Consider the following 15,415-nt stretch of genomic DNA (forward strand, 5'->3'; position numbering starts at 1 on the left):
ATCAATCTAAACGAACTACGTAAAATAGCTCGACAATTTTCAACGCTCGTTGACACGACAGTATTCTTATCTCTCCCGCAAACTCTCGTGCCCATACCGCAACAACGGCGACATCAAATATTCGATCAACCGCCGCCTGCCCGTCTTGATCTCGACCGTCACCGCCATGCCCGGCGCAAGATTGACCATCCTGTCCTCGATCTGCATCTTGCTTCCATCGAGCGCGACCCGCGCGGAATAGACGAGTTCCTGTCCCTCGGGCTCGCTCGAATCGGACAGCGCGCCATCGGGCTTTGCGAGGCCGGCTTTTGAGCCGGGCTTGTCGCGGACGATGGCGTCCTGCGACACGCTCACGACTTTTCCCTGCAGCAGCCCGTAACGGGTGAAATTGAACGTGTCGATCTTGACCTCGGCTTGCTGGCCGGCACTGACGAACCCGATGTCGCGGTTGGAAATCATCGCCTCGGCCTCGAGCCGGCTGTCGGCGGGCACCACGATCATGAGCTGCTGCGCCGGCGTCACCACGCCGCCCACGGTGTGGACCGCCAGTTGCTGCACGGCGCCGTCGATCGGCGAGCGCAAAATCTGCTCGCCGGTCTTGCGTTCGGCCTTGACAAGGTCCTGGCTGAATTCCGCCGCCTTCTTTTCCGCGTCCGCCAGATCGTTCAGCACTTGATGCTCATAGGCGGCCTTGGTCTGTTCGATCTGCTGCTCCAGCGCCTGACGGGCGGCAGTAACTTCCACGATCTTGCGCTGCTGCACCAGCCGCTCGTTCTGCTGTTCGACCAGCTTGGTCTGCGCGTCGAGATAGGCGATGCGGTTGCCATACTGGATTTCCATCGCCTTGCGCCGGACGGTCGCCCCCTCTTCGACAAGCGGAAGCGAGGCATCGATCTTGGCGATGGTCGCAATGATCGACTGCTGTTCGGCCTGTTTCTGCTCGATCTGCTGGTTGATGGAGGCAAGCTTTGCCATTTGCTCGGCGGCCTGGGCTCGCATCGACGCCCGGGTTCGCGCAATGTCGGCGTCCGTTGCGCCGGCGGGCGCCACCAGGTCGCGGGGAATCGTTGCCGCTTCAAAACCGTCACGAAGTGCGGTGAGCCGCGCGACATCGAGTTGGCTCGCGGTCAGATCCTGCGCGACGTGCTTGCGCTCGGCCTGGGTGACCGTGCGGTCAAGCTCGATCAGGACCTGATCGGTGGTGACGGTGTCGCCGTCCCGCACATGGATCGCCGAGACGATGCCGGTCTCAAGCGGCTGGATTGTCTTCGAGCGTCCGGTCGGAACGATTTTTCCGGATGCGGTGGCGATGATGTCGACATGACCGAAAATCGCCCAGACAATCGCGATCACGAAAAACAGGATGATCGTTGCGCCGATCGCCCGACCGACTGGCGAGGCAGGCGTCTCAAGGATTTCCAGCGCCGCCGGCAGAAACTGCCGCGCGGTGTCCTCTCGCTTCCAGCGCGGCTCGCTGGGCTTCGGTCCCGGTTCGTTTGGCAACGCCTCAGCCGACGACATGCAAACCCGCCTGCAATTGATGGAGGGTGGCGTAGCGCCCGGCCTTTTTCATCAGTTCGTCATGGGTTCCATCCTCGACCAGCCGCCCGCCCTCGATGGTGATGATGCGGTCGGCCTGGCGCACCGCCGACAGACGATGCGCGATGATCAACACTGTCCTGCCCGTCGCGATCTTGCGCATATTGCGCTGGATGATGTTCTCACTCTCGTAGTCGAGCGCGCTGGTCGCCTCGTCAAAGATCAGGATTCTCGGATTGGTCACCAGCGCCCGCGCGATTGCGATCCGCTGGCGCTGGCCGCCTGACAGACTCGCGCCCCGCTCGCCGACGATGGTGTTGTATCCGTCCGGCAATTCGAGAATGAATTCATGGGCGCCGGCGAGCTCGGCCGCCGCGATCACCCGCTCCATGCTCATGCCCGGATCGGCCAGCGCGATGTTGTCCCGGATCGAGCGGTTGAAGAGCACGTTCTCCTGCAGCACCGAGCCGATCTGGCGCCGCAGCCAGGCGACGTCGGCGACCATCAGATCGATGCCGTCGATCAGGATGCGGCCGGCCTCCGGCACATAGAGCCGCTGCACAAGTTTTGTCAGGGTGGATTTGCCGGAGCCGGAGGGACCGACGATGCCGATCACCTGCCCTGCCGAAATCTTCAAGGAGATGTCGGTGAGCGCCGTCGGCCCGTCGATGCGATAGCGGAACGTCACATGATCGAAGGTGATATCGCCGCGAATCGGAGGAAGTGCGGCACGGGAAGCATCGAAGGCCGGCTCCGGCGTGGTGTTCAGGATGTCGCCAAGCCGCGCGATCGACACCCGCGCCTGGTGAAAATCCTGCCAGAGCTGCGCCAATCGCAGCACCGGCTGCGCGACGCGGCCGGCCAGCATGTTGAAGGCGATGAGTTCGCCGACGGTCAATTGCCCCGCGATGACGAGATGCGCGCCGAAATACAGCGTCAGCGCCGTGACGATCTTGCTGATGAACTGGACAAACTGGCTGGTCCAGTTGCCGAGCGACAGCACGTCGAAACTGGAGCCGACATAGCCCGCGAGCTGCTCTTCCCAGCGCCGCTGCATCTGCGGCTCGATCGCCATCGCCTTCAGCGTCTGGATCGCGCTCACGCTCTCGACCAGGAACGACTGGTTCTCGGCGCCGCGATCGAACTTCTTTTCGAGTCGCCGCCGGAACACGGGCGTCACGCCGGCCGAAAGCGCGATATAGAAAGGAAACGACCCAACAACGATCCAGGACAACAATGGCGAGTAATAAAACATCACCGCCAGAAAGACAAAAGTGAAGCCGAGATCGATGACCAAAGTGAGCGCGGAGCTGGTCAAGAAATTCCGGATATTTTCGAGCTCACGCACCCTCGCAACGGAGTCGCCCGCGCGCCGTGTCTCGAAGTAAGCAATCGGCAAGGCTACAAGGTGTTTGTAAAGCCGGGCGCCCAGTTCGACATCGATGCGGTTGGTGGTGTGGGAGAACACATAAGTACGCAGCGCGCCCAGCACGGTCTCGAATATCGACACCGTGATCAACCCGACAACAAGCACGTCGAGCGTCGTGAAGCCGCGATGGGTCAACACCTTGTCGGTGACGACCTGAAAGAACAGCGGCGTAACCAGCGCAAAAAGCTGCAGAAAGAACGATGCGATCAACACCTCGCCCAACAGACCGCGGTATTTGTGCATCGCCTGCAGAAACCACGTGATGTCGAAGCGGCGCGCAACATCGGCCAGCGACGCGCGGCGGGCCATCAGCACGACGCGCCCGGTCCAGTCGTACTCGAACTCGGTGCGCTTGATGATCTGGGGACGGTTTTCCGATGGATTTTGGACGAGTGCGTCGTCCGCGGTCACCTTCCCGACAATGATAAAATTCTGGTCTTTGAGCTCGACGATCGCCGGCAGCGGCAGCTTCATCAAGCCTGCCCAGTTTTCGGTCACGGCGCGCGCCTTCAGCTTCAAATCCTTGGCACAGCGCAGCATCTCGGCCACGCCGATCGGGGCGCCGGAAAATTGATGCGCGATTTGCGCGGGATCAACCGAAACTTGATGGAAGCGCAGCAGCAGCGCCAGGCACTGCAAGCCCGTATCTTTAGGTACGGTTTCCATCTAAGCGGGTACTACCTGAAGTCGTTTTGAGGACTATCGCACGTATTCTCCAAACGCAAAATGCAAAATTTATTTTTTTGGGGAGGAATTTTCTTGGAAGTGTAATCCATTTGCGTGATCGCCCTCTGACCGTGTCACACCGACGGTCAAGGGTCGATCTTCCGCGTCAACAACACAGGCCCGCATACCAAGGGGATTTCTATCGACGCTAGGACTCTTACCCCACGCTCAGCCTGATGGGCTTTGTATTGTTGTTGGTGAGTTCGCTGCTCAACGTTTGCGTCTCACCAACGGCGCCGGCATACAGCTTCGACGAAATGCTCACTTTTCAAGCAGCGGAGATTCGCCGATCAGATGTTATGGAATAATCTTGCGGCAAGACGTCTGCTTTGAAGCGTAACGGACATCGGTCGTTGCTCGCTGACGAACGGCAGTGGCGCGGTGCGGCTCGTTTGGTGTGACCATAGTCAAGCCACACTGGGGTCAGCAAACATCCCTCTCACCATGAGTTGTCGAGTTCGCGGACCTCCCCAATGAACCTCAGCCTCCTTGCCAGCAGCCCGCGCATTATCCGAGGGCAAGGGTCATGTGCGTTGGCACGTGCGCGTCAATCGATACGCAAAATCGGACATAACGTTGGTGATCAGAATGGACCCGTCCAATACTACTATTCAGGACTACTTTCTGATTCCTTCGGCCGAATTAGCAAAAACGACGATCACGAAGCTTCGCGTAACCAGCCGGGTCTTTGGGGCGTCATGCCGACATGACACCCTCGACGCGTTCTACGGGATGCGCGCGCGCAATGCCTAAAACGCAGCCGGGCTTGATGCGATGTATCGCTCGATCTCCTTGGCAACTATGATCGCCGATCTCTCATCCATGTGAGCCGAGTCTACCCAGCGCAGCTCGGATCGATGAAAGTCGAATTCGGGCCAGTTCTTCGGGTCTGGAAATGTGGCATGCATCAGGGTGCGTGTCAGCACCGCAAAATGATAGTCTCCGAGCTGGCCCGGGTACGGAAGTTCATAAAACACCACGTGGCAACCGCGCCGCTCCAATTCTTCGACCATCGGCTTGATAGCGGCCACGTTCTTGGCAATGGCTTCGTCAAGGTTGCTCGCGCCGTATTCTCTCGCGGCGCTTTCAACTGAGGCAGCGATATCGTAGTCCGAAGGAGGAAGTTGCGGGAGCTTGGCTACGTCGTCCGCTACCGATTTCGTTTTGATCCAATAGTAGACGAGGGAAATGACCGCTCGAAATGGCCGAAACCATTGATACGGCGCGGCATCACTTTTTCCAAATTGTTCAAGGAGCCCGTGGTCGATTGGCCGGGACATGATATTCACTTCGACCATCGCGAGATGCGGGATCGAACTATAGCTTCCAACGATTGCGAGGCCGGTGAGCGGTGACCCTCCGGAAATCGCGATGTTTCGAACGGGCGACTTGAGGAAATAACCTTCCATCACGCGGTAGGTCATCGAACTACCGACCAAGACCACGCCGGGAGTTCTCTCAAAAACGTATCGGCTTAATGCGGGAAATGAACGGTCCTGTTTTACTATCGCGTAGAGCGATGGAAGCTGGACCAAAAATTCCGTCAAACCAATCACCAGCAGCGCACCGGCCACCGCCACCGAAGCCTTTGCGGGCCTTTTCATGCCCGCGCTTGCCTAGTCTTCTTTTTTAGTGCCGGCGGCAGCAACGCACATCCGAATGTTCGGCCAACCATCGTCTGCAAATACATCATGCGCGGGTTATCTAAGGACGAATCTAAACCAATCGACGCCGCGATCTGCAAGAGAATAATCCTTGTGGGCGTCAAGGAATGTCTGTTCTGGAATTGCAGTAAGTGTGTATCTCACGGCCTTTCCACTGAATTTTCGGATCGTGCCGGGTCCGTTTTCGCCCAAAAGTGAAAGCTGATTTTCCCGTTTGGTTGTTTTGGCAGATAGCGCAATCTTGGCCCAATACATCTTCTTTGCCCGTACTTCGCAAAGTGCATTCAGGGTTCTTGCCGGGTCTGGCACATATTGAAGGGCGCCCATTGAATGCATGACATCCACGGAACCAAGCCAGTTCGCGGCATCTCGCACCGAAGTAAAAAATCTAAGACGATCTGTCGCTAACTCTGATGCTCTTTGAACCATTAGCGGAGTTTCAACTACGGCCCAACGGACAATCGGTGATCGCGCCTGTTTATAGTGAACTCCGCAGCCGCCGCCAAAATCCAAAACCGTCGAGACGCCGGCCATCTCCGGCCAGTCGCTATCTGGTTCATAGGCCACTGTCTTTTTGAAAATGGTATCAACCAATTCGGATTGCTCGTAGCCCTCCAGGGTTTCGGAAAACGACGCAATCCGGCGTATGGTGGCGGCGATCAACTGGCGCATTCTTACTTCTCTACCACCACAATCCTACAGCGAACAATAGGTGATTTACCCGCTAGGAAATAGCGCGGCAAGTCCAGATTTACATATCTCTCTCCAAAAATTTGTCGTCAGTACGGGACCAAGCATCGGTTTTCCGGCTTCAGCCAGCCGCGCCAGTGCGGCGAGGGTCGTGTTCCGGATATTGGTGACGAGAAAACTTCCGGCGCTTGGGGCGGCGGCATGTCCCAGCGCATCATGGTCGTTATCGAATAGAGGTTACACATCAGGGAATCGTGTGAGAGCATGTAGCTTCTAAGACTGAAGACGGTTTGGGCGGGTGCCGAACATGCGCAGTGTCTCAATGACTGTCCGCTTGTCCTGATCCTGCATCATTGATGGAACGCAACAAGCGGACAGCGTTGGCTGGACTCTTAAGAAGGTGAACGGTCTCCATAAGACCCTCGTAGTCTTCCGCTGACATGAGGACGACGCTGCGACCATTCTGACGAGTTACGAAGAGGGGCGTGCGGCTGTCGCAGACTTCGTCCATGTAGGACGAGAGACTGCTGCGTAGCTGGGTATAAGAAACGTGTGCCAAATAAAACTCTCCAGGCAGGCTCAAGGCGTCCAAGAGTAAATGCGGTATGCGGTGCGCCGCAAGGGCAATAGCGAGGTTCGTCCGGTGAGTTTGCGGGTAACCATCAATGACGGTTTCGTCTGAATGTTGTTGATCTCGCGCTCTGGTTGCGCTTGGATGCCCGCCTGGCTTGGGGGAGTCTGTCGTTATGCGTGTTGTGAAGATTGTGGTGCTGTGTGCCATGCTGGGCGGCTGCGCCGCGTCTGCTCCGGAAGTCCGGACCCGATTGGGACAAGAATATATTGGAAAGAAATGTTGACACACTCGTGGTCCAATGGGCCTGGGTTCACGACACAAGTGCAACACCTGATAGGGTGTTGTGGCGATGGGACAATGTTATGGCCAGCTCAGCCTTGAGGAGCGCGTTGAGATTTACCGCCTGCATGCAGGCGGTAAATCTCAAAACGAAATTGCGTCTGCGCTCGACCGGGCGCCGTCAACGATCAGTCGGGAACTGCGGCGCAATTCCCGGCCTACCAAGGTCTGGACGGGGGGCTACGAGCCTGTCCGGGCGCAGCAATTGGCCGAGCGCCGGCGCCGGTGGGATGGCCGCTTCAAGCTGGCGCGTCAGCCGGACCTGCGGGACTGCGTGGGCAATAGCCTTGCGATGGGACATTCCCCAGAGCAGATCGCTGGCCGACTGGCGCTGGAACATGGTCGCGTCATCATCAGCCATGAGTCAATCTATCGTTTCATCTATCATCGTGCGGCTCAGAAGGATTACTGGCATCGTCTGCTGCCGCGCCGCAAACGAAGACGAGGGCATCGTCCAGGACGCAGCCCCGCCAGCCTCATCAAACAACGGCGTTCGATCACCGAACGCCCCGCCGAGGTCGAAGGCCGCGGGACGCCGGGCCATTGGGAAGCCGACTTCATGCTGTTCGCCCGATGTGGCCAGGGGTTGCTGGTTCTCCACGAACGACAAACTCGCTTCAGCATGGTTCAGCACCCGGTCGATCGAAAAGCTGTCCTCACCGCCCGGACCATCGCCCGTCAACTCGGCAAACTTCCACAGGCGATGCGCAAAACCATCAGCTTCGACAACGGAAACGAGTTCGCCGAGCACCACAGGCTTCACCAAACCCTCGGCGTCCAAACCTTCTTCTGCGATCCCCATAGTCCCTGGCAAAAAGGCGGCGTGGAAAACTCCATCGGGCGCCTACGACGCTCTCTGCCCCGCAAAACTGACCTCAAGCTTATCACGGCAGCCGACCTCAAGCGGCACGTTCAGCGCCTCAACGATACCCCGCGCAAATGCCTGGACTTCAAGACGCCCGCCGAGGCATTCTCAAAACTCAAATCAATCGTTGCACTTCAAACGTGACTTCATCGGGCACCGCCTACGAGCATGTTCAAGATGAATAGCGGTGAGGCCTCATACGTTTGGCAACTTTCGTCTGTGACCAATATCGCGGTGGACCACGGGTACGGGAGCGCAGCCACTTACGCCTGCGAGGTCAGTGTTATCGCGTCTCCGACCGGGTTGTCACGCAGCTCAACACCGAAGATTACAACCCCGGCGGCTCTGGATTGATAGGACTGGCCGGCGCTCTCGGTGCATACGGCAGCATGTGCGGCCAACGGCTCGGAATGAAGCCGCAGGGCTGATTGCTGAAGTCCCGCTTCAGTTTTCGCTGTCCCCAATGGGGATCCTTGAGCGATGACCAGCCGGCGACCGCGCGGAAGCGATGTCGGATCGTCAAGCGGTCGTTTCCAACCGCGGTTAACCGTCAAGCAGCAGTCTGATCTTCCTTGTCGGCACCACGAGCGACGATGCTAAGCGCATCATCGGGCAACGGTCGCTGCAGCGTCCTGGCTTCATCCCACGGCGCGCGCATCCAGACGTCGCGCTCTTCCTCCGTCGTCAGGATCACGGGCATCGCCTTCGGATGTACCGGCTCAACGATCGCGTTCGGCGTCGTCGTCAGGAAGCCGTAAACCAGGTGAGGGCCGGGGATTGGCTTGGACTTGGTGCCGCGGTCGCCCCGAAATTCAATCCAGATTCCGGCGAAGGCGAACAGCGGCCGGTCATCATTCAGCGCAAACCACACGACGTCTCTTTTGCCGGTCGCGGGATTGTGCTCCGGTGCATATTCCGCAAAGCTGTTCGCCCGGACTAAGCAACGGGTTTTCGGCTTCAGCCGGCCTCGCCAGTGCGGAGAGCTCGTGTTGCGGATGTTGGTCACCGGCGGCCCGCCGTTGCGCGGCGGGGGCGGCATGCCCCAGCGCATAATGGTCAGCGCGCGCTCGCCGCTGGTGGTGCGGACCACCGGTGCCGGATAGTCGGGAAACACCCCAGGCATTGGCGGCAGGTTGCCGACGTAGCGGTTCATCACGCGGAAGAGCGCGATGATAGCGGCCTGGTTGGTCGTGATCGAATAGAGGTTGCACATCGCTCGACGCCCTGACTTCCTGAAAACCTAAAAGACAAGCACTTGTGCCGTCGGGCAAATCAGTGATCTATGAGGTGCCCTGGCCTTTGTCAGGAGCCCTGCATGTCCGAACCAAATTCCGAGCTTGTCGAGATATCGAAGCTCAACGGCGACTTCAGACGCAACTACGGTAAGCTGATCGGCGCTTATCTTTACCTCCGCTCCATCAGTGCCGCGCGCGGCCGGACTCTCTTTTGGAGCGGCCTCTTGTTCGCGGCGTTCTCGGCAGCCGTGACTTGGTTGGAACGGCACGGCTTTTCATGGTTACACGTCGAGTGATTGACCTAGTCAGTGCATCCGGTGTTTCAAAACGCCGGCATTTGCGGCGCTTCAAGGCCTTGTCCGTAAATCTTATCATGCCCCGGGCAAGCTCACTTGTCTCAAACAGCAGATAGTCAAGCTCTGCGCCATGACCCCTTGCCAGCCTGATGACGACAATCCATCCAGGAGGCACATACGAGGGGCGATGGAAACCCCAGCGAAGCGAGTGGCTCTCCTTTTTAGGTGGCTCCGTCCGTGCGATTCGAAACGAGATGCCGAGTGCACGGTTGATCAAGAGGCAGTCCGCCGCGTTGTTGATATCGACGCGACCACCAGCCTTCTCGATTGTCGCAGCAATTTGGGAGGAGAGATTTGTTACTACGTTGGACCAACGACGCTTCGAATCGATCCAATCGCAATCACGCTTTGGGGTATAGCCGATAAGGCTGTACGCCTTTCGCAGTGTGCCGAAATGATCAATGTAGGTCGCCGAGGAAGGAAGACCGGGTGTTTCATTTATTATCTTGCTGGTGAGACGGCCATTCTTGTGGAGGGCTTTACGCAGGTGCGTTAGCATCTCGTCCTTGGGAAGGCTGATCCAACGTCCAAACATCAGTTGTTGAACCCGAGCGAATACGCTCGGCTCAATGATTGGCGGCAACGCGCCATTGGTCCTGACCCACAGGTGTTCCGGATTTTCGACGAGTTTCTGTTTCAGACGGCGTGATCGGCGATTATAGATCAGATTTCCAATGTAGCTCTCGTTGGTTAGAATGAAATGCACCGATATCCGGCTCCATGGCCTGCCTCTGCTGTTTGGGATACCCCTTCTATTCAATTCGCGGGCTATTTGACTTTCCGATCTGGTGATGAGGAACTGTTCGAATATCCACCTTACGGTAGCGACCTCGGTCGACGAGCCGGGCTGCAACCTAACGTGGTCAGTGAGCAAGTACTTGCGTTCGCCGCTCTTCAGTAAGTGTTTGGGTCGTGCAGTCTCGTCGACAAGCTCTCGACAGAGCCCATAGTTGGCCGGCCCGCCTTGCTTGAAGCCGAGGCTCGCCAGCCGACATTGCCCGGCGTGGACCTTCGCTGACAGGTCGCGGCTGTATTCTGCGGCCATCACTCGTTTCACATTTTTCACGATGCTCGATATCAAGCTTCCGTCGTTGTCAAACTGCTCCGCACAGTACGCAATCTTGATCCCGGCTCTTCTGCAGATAAATTCGTAATGTGCACTTTCATCGACGTCTTGGAAACGACCCCAGCGGCTCACGTCAAAGACGAGGATGTGGCCGAAGTCGGCGCGGCCGTGTTGAATGTCTCGGAGCAGATTTAGCAGCCCTGGTCTGTTCTTGATTGTGAGGCCGCTCTCACCGCTATCGCGATAGGTGCGTACAATCGTAAGATGGTGAGCTTGCGCATGTGCAGCAATTACGGCCGCCTGATTTTCAATCGAGTATCGCTGGTAATCGGTCGACATGCGGACATACTGTGCCGCGCGTAAAGCCGTTTGTGATTGAGGCAGTCGAGTCCTTTGGACCACTAATGCATTGCCCATCATCCGCTCCTAGAGTGGCGCAGCGGTGATGCTCGCTGGATTACGTCGTTTCCCTGCTCGACAGCAGCTTAACGCCAGCTGTGAGGGCGGTGCACGCGCTATCGCTCCCCCGGCCACCACGTCGAAGACGGATCACTGGCTGATATCTTGGTTGGCCGCAGCGCCACAATGTGGCTGCGTCCATAGGGGTAAGGCCGAACCGTCGCTCCACCACGCCTCCGCTAATGAAAATCCGTATCACAATCGGGGAATAAAAAGCCCTCAAAGCTGTCCTGTTAGGCAGATCAAGCCACGAACCGTCGCCGGGCGACCCTGGCACGACGTTATCGCGGCGAATTAATTAAGACTGGGCCACCACCGATGCGCCGGATACTGCCCCCTCAGCAGCAATCCGAATTCGTACGGGGATACTGCGCGTGGCCGGTCCTCAAACGCCTCATGACTCCGCCCATACCGACTGGTGGAAATCTTGGGTAACTCGACCTAAGGATGTTCGACAACGGAAATTTTTCTGGCGGCGGCTGTGCGACGTGGCAGCTTAATGGTCATCTACTTTGAAGTTGTGCAGCTATGCATCGCCTCTTCCACGAGTTTATTGAACACGTATCGAGCGCTCCAGACCCGGAGACCCTTCATGATGCCATGGCCAAGGCAGCCACAACGCTTGACCTGTCCAGCTTCGCCTACCTGTCCATGCCGCATCGAGCAGGCATCGCCCCGCGACTGATATCAAACTATCCGTCGGCCTGGACAACGCATTATCTGCAAAGGCGCTATGAGCGCTTTGACCCAGTAATCGCGCAGGCGCTTAATAATCCCGAGCCCTTTGAGTGGGGTCTCGGGGTCGGATCGATGATAGCATCCAAGCCCCAACAAGAACTGCTTGCAGAGGCCGCCAAATTCGGAGTCCGCTATGGCTTCACAGTCCCCATCCACGATAGTCGCGGCCCTGTCGCCGCGGTGACCTTCGCCACCGACGAGCGGAGACCGCAGTTCGAACGCTCAGTTAAACTGCATGCACGTGTGCTTCAGCTCATGGCGATGTACTTTCACGCTCATGCCCACCTCAGGTTCTTTCCCGCAAGAGCGATCGCAGGCGTGTCATTATCACCTCGCGAATTCGAGTGCCTCGAATGGGCTGCGCAAGGTAAGTCGGCTTGGGAGATCGGACGGATTCTCGGCATTTCACGGCACACCGTCGCCACCTATCTATTAAATGCCAAAACGAAGCTCGGTGTGCGCACCATCACTCAGGCCGTCGCGCGCCTAACGGCGTCAAAGTTGACTTTGCCGTGATACCAAGCTCGATCGCCTCCCTCAACTTCGGGAGGTGCATCGATCGACCTACTCGCTTTCAATGGAGCCCAGAGCATCCAGAGCAGGAGGCGAGCATGATGCAGCTGATAACGGCAGATTATTTTGGGAATTTTGTTCACGAGATTTCGGAAATGCACCGTCTGCGGTACCGCGTGTTCAAGGAGCGGCTCGATTGGGACGTTCAGTTCAGTGGCGATATGGAGATCGACGAATTCGATGCGCTTGATCCCGTCTATCTGCTGCATCGAGCAGGCGACGGCCGTGTTCAGGGCTGCGTGAGACTGCTTCCCTCGACCGGCCCCACTATGCTGCGCGATACGTTTCCGATCCTGTTGAACGGAGCATCCGCTCCTGCTAGCTCAGCAATCTGGGAAAGCAGCCGCTTTGCGCTCGATATTGACACGGAAGCACCGAAGACAGCTCACGGCCTCGCCAACGCGACCTACGAGCTTTTCGCCGGGATGATCGAGTTCGGGCTGTCGCGCCAGCTCACTGACATCGTTACCGTTACCGATGCGCGGATGGAGCGGATCTTACGGCGCGCGGGTTGGCCTTTGCGGCGAATTGGCGAAGCTCGCAGGCTCGGAAATACCTTGGCGGTCGCAGGCTATCTCGATGTGTCGATCGAGAGTTTGGCACGCGTCTGCACTGCAGGTGGCCTCAAGAGTCCTGTGCTTTGGGCGCCGGTCGCGCTCGTGGCTGCCTAAAAAGGACAGCAGCGGCACGCCGTGCGATAAACGGAGGCTCAAACACGAGCTAGCGGCCGAATCGTCGCTGCTTGTCGCCGTGACGGGCTCCGCATGGTGATATCACACTCTGCAAGTGTAGCGCGTCGAGAATTGCAACATGATTGATGGTGGATTATTCAAAGACACCAAGCCTCCGAGCCGAATGTCGGCTATCAACTTTCAGCACCTCCGATACGCGGTTGCAGCTGCAGACCATGGCAGCTTTCGGCGCGCTGCTGACGCGTTACTTTTGCGGCAATCGACGCTGAGCCGCTGCATTCGCCAACTAGAACATTCAGTTGGTGTGGCGATCTTCGAGCGATCAAGCGGCGGTGTACGCGCGACCGAAACGGGCCGCAATTTTTTGCGCATCGCTCGATCGATCCTGGAACAAATGGACTCACTCATCACCAATGCGTATATGGCCGGCCGCGGCGAAGCTGGCCGGCTCTCGATCGGCTTTTACACTTCGCTTTCAGCCGGCAATTTACGTGCAACACTTGTCGACTATGCGCAACGGTTTCCGCAAATCGACGTCGGCATGATCGAATGTTCGCGGACGCGACTTGTGACCGCTCTCCGCAATGGAACAATAGATCTCGCGATCGTGACCGGCGAGACACCTTTCTTGGAAAGCAAGTCGATGCCGCTTTGGAGCGAACGAATTTTTGTCTTACTACCGGAGGGCCATCGACTGACCAGCAGCGAAACTATCTATTGGACCGATCTGAAGGGCGAGACGCTGGTGCTAAGCCAACGTGATCCCGGACCCGAGATTCAGGACCTACTCATTGCCAAGCTCGCGTCACCGGAGGATCGGCCCAAACTGGTCCGTCACGATGTAAGCCAGGAGAGCATCAAGAGCCTAGTCGGCGCCGGCTTTGGTATCGGCTTGACGATTGAAGCCTCTCTCGGTGCTAGTTTTACCGGCGTGATTCTTAGGGAAGTCCGTGACGGGATTGGCCCAGCGCGAATGGGTCATTCGGCGAACTGGCGGGAGCACAATGAGAATCCTGCTCTGGCAAGCTTCCTGAAGCTTCTCAGAGAGCGCTATCCCTCCCCTTCAATCTGATTTTTACGCCGACCCTTTGCAAAGGCCCGGTCGGTCGTCATGAAACGCGCCAGCATCGGCGCCACCAGTTTTGAGGGATCGGTGATCGCTTGCCCGGTTTCGCGGGCTAGCGCTTCGGCGTAGGCAAGCAGATCACGATGCACTGCCGCCGGCAGTTCGATCGTTAGCTTGACCGGCTTGTCGTCCACAATGGCGCCGAGCTTGAGCTTTACCATATTTGTCTTCCTAACCTTTGTAAGGCTCGAGCACGAGGTCACGATTGACGATCACGCGGACCGGGAAACCAGGCCTAATCGTTAGCGTCGGTTGAATGTTGAGATTCCGTTGGACGACCTTCTGTCCCGTCTGATTCAAGCTATCGCTGGATCCGCGTCTGAGCGCCTGGATGATGTCGCCATTGTTGCCGGTATCGGAGCCGGCGCCGAGTTCACTTCCAACGCCAAGCAACGTGGACAGCAGCGCGGCCTTGAACAGACCGCCCCAATGATTGTCGACTTCATCCTCGAGGCCGGCATAACCCGCGGTGTCGGCGCCGGGCTGGCGCTCCAGCACGATGGAACGGCCGTTCGGCATGATCAGGCGGGTCCAAACCAACAGCACACGCGACTGACCGAACGAAACTTGGCTGTCGTAAACACCAATCAGTCTCGTCCCTTGCGGAACGAGAAGGAAGCGTCCGGTCGGACTATCGTAGACGTTCTCGGTCACCTGGGCGGTGATCTGGCCGGGCAGATCCGAGCGAATGCCGGTAATCAGCGACCCCGGGATGACATTGCCCGCCTGGACCACATACGACGATGCGGGCGCGGCGATCCTGTCCGGACTTGTGGTACGGCGATCGACCGATGCGTTGACGAAGGCAAGTTTACGGTCCTGGCCGTTCTGCCCGAGCGTCTCGTCGACTGAGGATTGGGCCGGTTGACCCGGCTGGGTTGACGTGGGAGCCGAGGAATCACTCGAAGCGGATTGGACGGACGGCAACGCCAACTCGCGAATACTGGTCGAGGCAAACAGCCGGCTCAGACGCGCGGCTTCGATCTCTTGACCGATGCGTTGCTGCTCCCCATCAATGGAAGGCACCGCCCCCGAAGGCGCGTTTTGCGCGTTCAATATTGGGCGTCCGAGATCGCCGGGCAGCGCTGGTCCGAGCGGTGGCACCTGGCGGGGCACACCGGCATAGTCCCGCGGAAGGCCGTTCAGTCCGTCGGCGACATTATGATGATCGATAGTATAGAGCTCGGATGGCGCGGATGTATGCGACCGATTATTCTGCAGCGCCCAGAACACGGCACCGAAGATTGCAAGCGATCCGATTGCCGCGCCTCCTGCAAGGACTTTTCGGGAGAGCCGAGTGACGCGCGGGCGCTCTGCGCGCAATCGCATCGATGCCGCCCGGTC

13 protein-coding genes are annotated in these 15,415 nt (G+C 58.1%); 4 read left to right on the top strand and 9 right to left on the bottom strand.

Features of this window, described 5'->3' with window-relative positions; translation table 11 throughout:
• Positions 1-66: 66 nt before the first annotated feature.
• The 5 genes from B5526_RS09625 to B5526_RS39415 form a co-directional block, all read right to left on the bottom strand.
• Positions 67-1,521, bottom strand: a complete 1,455-nt coding sequence (locus tag B5526_RS09625; RefSeq protein WP_079537988.1) for an HlyD family type I secretion periplasmic adaptor subunit — start codon at positions 1,519-1,521, stop codon at positions 67-69.
• Positions 1,508-3,634, bottom strand: a complete 2,127-nt coding sequence (locus B5526_RS09630) for a type I secretion system permease/ATPase (RefSeq protein ID WP_079537989.1) — start codon at positions 3,632-3,634, stop codon at positions 1,508-1,510. The genes B5526_RS09625 and B5526_RS09630 overlap by 14 nt, the downstream gene beginning before the upstream one ends.
• Before the next feature lie 809 nt (positions 3,635-4,443).
• Entirely contained in the window at positions 4,444-5,298 is an 855-nt protein-coding gene (locus B5526_RS09635; RefSeq protein WP_079537990.1) for a hypothetical protein, read from the bottom strand.
• Between the two features lie 96 nt (positions 5,299-5,394).
• A complete protein-coding gene (locus B5526_RS09640; RefSeq protein ID WP_079537991.1) occupies positions 5,395-6,030 on the bottom strand; it encodes a hypothetical protein in 636 nt (211 codons plus the stop codon).
• Between the two features lie 337 nt (positions 6,031-6,367).
• Positions 6,368-6,829: a type II toxin-antitoxin system Phd/YefM family antitoxin gene (locus tag B5526_RS39415; protein ID WP_283807615.1), complete on the bottom strand. Its 462-nt coding sequence runs from the start codon at positions 6,827-6,829 to the stop codon at positions 6,368-6,370.
• Positions 6,830-6,971: 142 nt separating this feature from the next.
• Between B5526_RS39415 and B5526_RS09650 the strand changes: the two genes are divergently transcribed.
• On the top strand, positions 6,972-7,970 hold the full coding sequence (locus B5526_RS09650) for an IS30 family transposase (protein ID WP_079537992.1): 999 nt from the start codon (positions 6,972-6,974) through the stop codon (positions 7,968-7,970).
• A 406-nt stretch (positions 7,971-8,376) separates the two neighbouring features.
• Here B5526_RS09650 and B5526_RS09655 read toward each other — a convergent pair whose 3' ends face one another.
• Both B5526_RS09655 and B5526_RS09665 read right to left on the bottom strand, forming a co-directional pair.
• Positions 8,377-9,039: an SOS response-associated peptidase gene (locus B5526_RS09655; protein ID WP_079537993.1), complete on the bottom strand. Its 663-nt coding sequence runs from the start codon at positions 9,037-9,039 to the stop codon at positions 8,377-8,379.
• Positions 9,040-9,244: 205 nt separating this feature from the next.
• Positions 9,245-10,903: a recombinase family protein gene (locus tag B5526_RS09665; RefSeq protein ID WP_349642770.1), complete on the bottom strand. Its 1,659-nt coding sequence runs from the start codon at positions 10,901-10,903 to the stop codon at positions 9,245-9,247.
• 567 nt (positions 10,904-11,470) lie between these two features.
• Here B5526_RS09665 and B5526_RS09670 point away from each other — a divergent pair.
• The 3 genes from B5526_RS09670 (at position 11,471) to B5526_RS09680 (ending at position 14,017) form a co-directional block, all read left to right on the top strand.
• Complete coding sequence (locus B5526_RS09670; protein ID WP_079537995.1) at positions 11,471-12,196, top strand: LuxR family transcriptional regulator; 726 nt, start codon at positions 11,471-11,473, stop codon at positions 12,194-12,196.
• Positions 12,197-12,291: 95 nt separating this feature from the next.
• Entirely contained in the window at positions 12,292-12,924 is a 633-nt protein-coding gene (locus tag B5526_RS09675) for an acyl-homoserine-lactone synthase (RefSeq protein ID WP_079537996.1), read from the top strand.
• Positions 12,925-13,063: 139 nt separating this feature from the next.
• Positions 13,064-14,017: a LysR family transcriptional regulator gene (locus B5526_RS09680; RefSeq protein WP_079537997.1), complete on the top strand. Its 954-nt coding sequence runs from the start codon at positions 13,064-13,066 to the stop codon at positions 14,015-14,017.
• Here the strand turns inward: B5526_RS09680 and B5526_RS09685 are convergent.
• Entirely contained in the window at positions 13,996-14,232 is a 237-nt protein-coding gene (locus tag B5526_RS09685) for a DUF2274 domain-containing protein (RefSeq protein WP_079537998.1), read from the bottom strand. The genes B5526_RS09680 and B5526_RS09685 overlap by 22 nt on opposite strands.
• Before the next feature lie 10 nt (positions 14,233-14,242).
• Positions 14,243-15,400 (bottom strand): TrbI/VirB10 family protein, encoded by a 1,158-nt coding sequence (locus tag B5526_RS09690; protein WP_079537999.1) that lies wholly within the window; start codon positions 15,398-15,400, stop codon positions 14,243-14,245.
• Positions 15,401-15,415: the final 15 nt, after the last annotated feature.

This window comes from Bradyrhizobium lablabi, assembly GCF_900141755.1.
Lineage (GTDB): Bacteria > Pseudomonadota > Alphaproteobacteria > Rhizobiales > Xanthobacteraceae > Bradyrhizobium > Bradyrhizobium lablabi_A.

Bases quoted from the DNA above. Each gene is read 5' to 3' on its own strand.
- B5526_RS09680 (WP_079537997.1), top strand. From the start codon at position 13,064: ATGATTGATGGTGGATTATTCAAAGACACCAAGCCTCCGAGCCGAATG.
- B5526_RS09685 (WP_079537998.1), bottom strand. From the start codon at position 14,232: ATGGTAAAGCTCAAGCTCGGCGCCATTGTGGACGACAAGCCGGTCAAG.
- B5526_RS09630 (WP_079537989.1), bottom strand. From the start codon at position 3,634: ATGGAAACCGTACCTAAAGATACGGGCTTGCAGTGCCTGGCGCTGCTG.
- B5526_RS09635 (WP_079537990.1), bottom strand. From the start codon at position 5,298: ATGAAAAGGCCCGCAAAGGCTTCGGTGGCGGTGGCCGGTGCGCTGCTG.
- B5526_RS09655 (WP_079537993.1), bottom strand. From the start codon at position 9,039: ATGTGCAACCTCTATTCGATCACGACCAACCAGGCCGCTATCATCGCG.
- B5526_RS39415 (WP_283807615.1), bottom strand. From the start codon at position 6,829: ATGGCACACAGCACCACAATCTTCACAACACGCATAACGACAGACTCC.
- B5526_RS09640 (WP_079537991.1), bottom strand. From the start codon at position 6,030: ATGCGCCAGTTGATCGCCGCCACCATACGCCGGATTGCGTCGTTTTCC.
- B5526_RS09675 (WP_079537996.1), top strand. From the start codon at position 12,292: ATGATGCAGCTGATAACGGCAGATTATTTTGGGAATTTTGTTCACGAG.
- B5526_RS09625 (WP_079537988.1), bottom strand. From the start codon at position 1,521: ATGTCGTCGGCTGAGGCGTTGCCAAACGAACCGGGACCGAAGCCCAGC.
- B5526_RS09670 (WP_079537995.1), top strand. From the start codon at position 11,471: ATGCATCGCCTCTTCCACGAGTTTATTGAACACGTATCGAGCGCTCCA.
- B5526_RS09690 (WP_079537999.1), bottom strand. From the start codon at position 15,400: ATGCGATTGCGCGCAGAGCGCCCGCGCGTCACTCGGCTCTCCCGAAAA.
- B5526_RS09650 (WP_079537992.1), top strand. From the start codon at position 6,972: ATGGGACAATGTTATGGCCAGCTCAGCCTTGAGGAGCGCGTTGAGATT.
- B5526_RS09665 (WP_349642770.1), bottom strand. From the start codon at position 10,903: ATGATGGGCAATGCATTAGTGGTCCAAAGGACTCGACTGCCTCAATCA.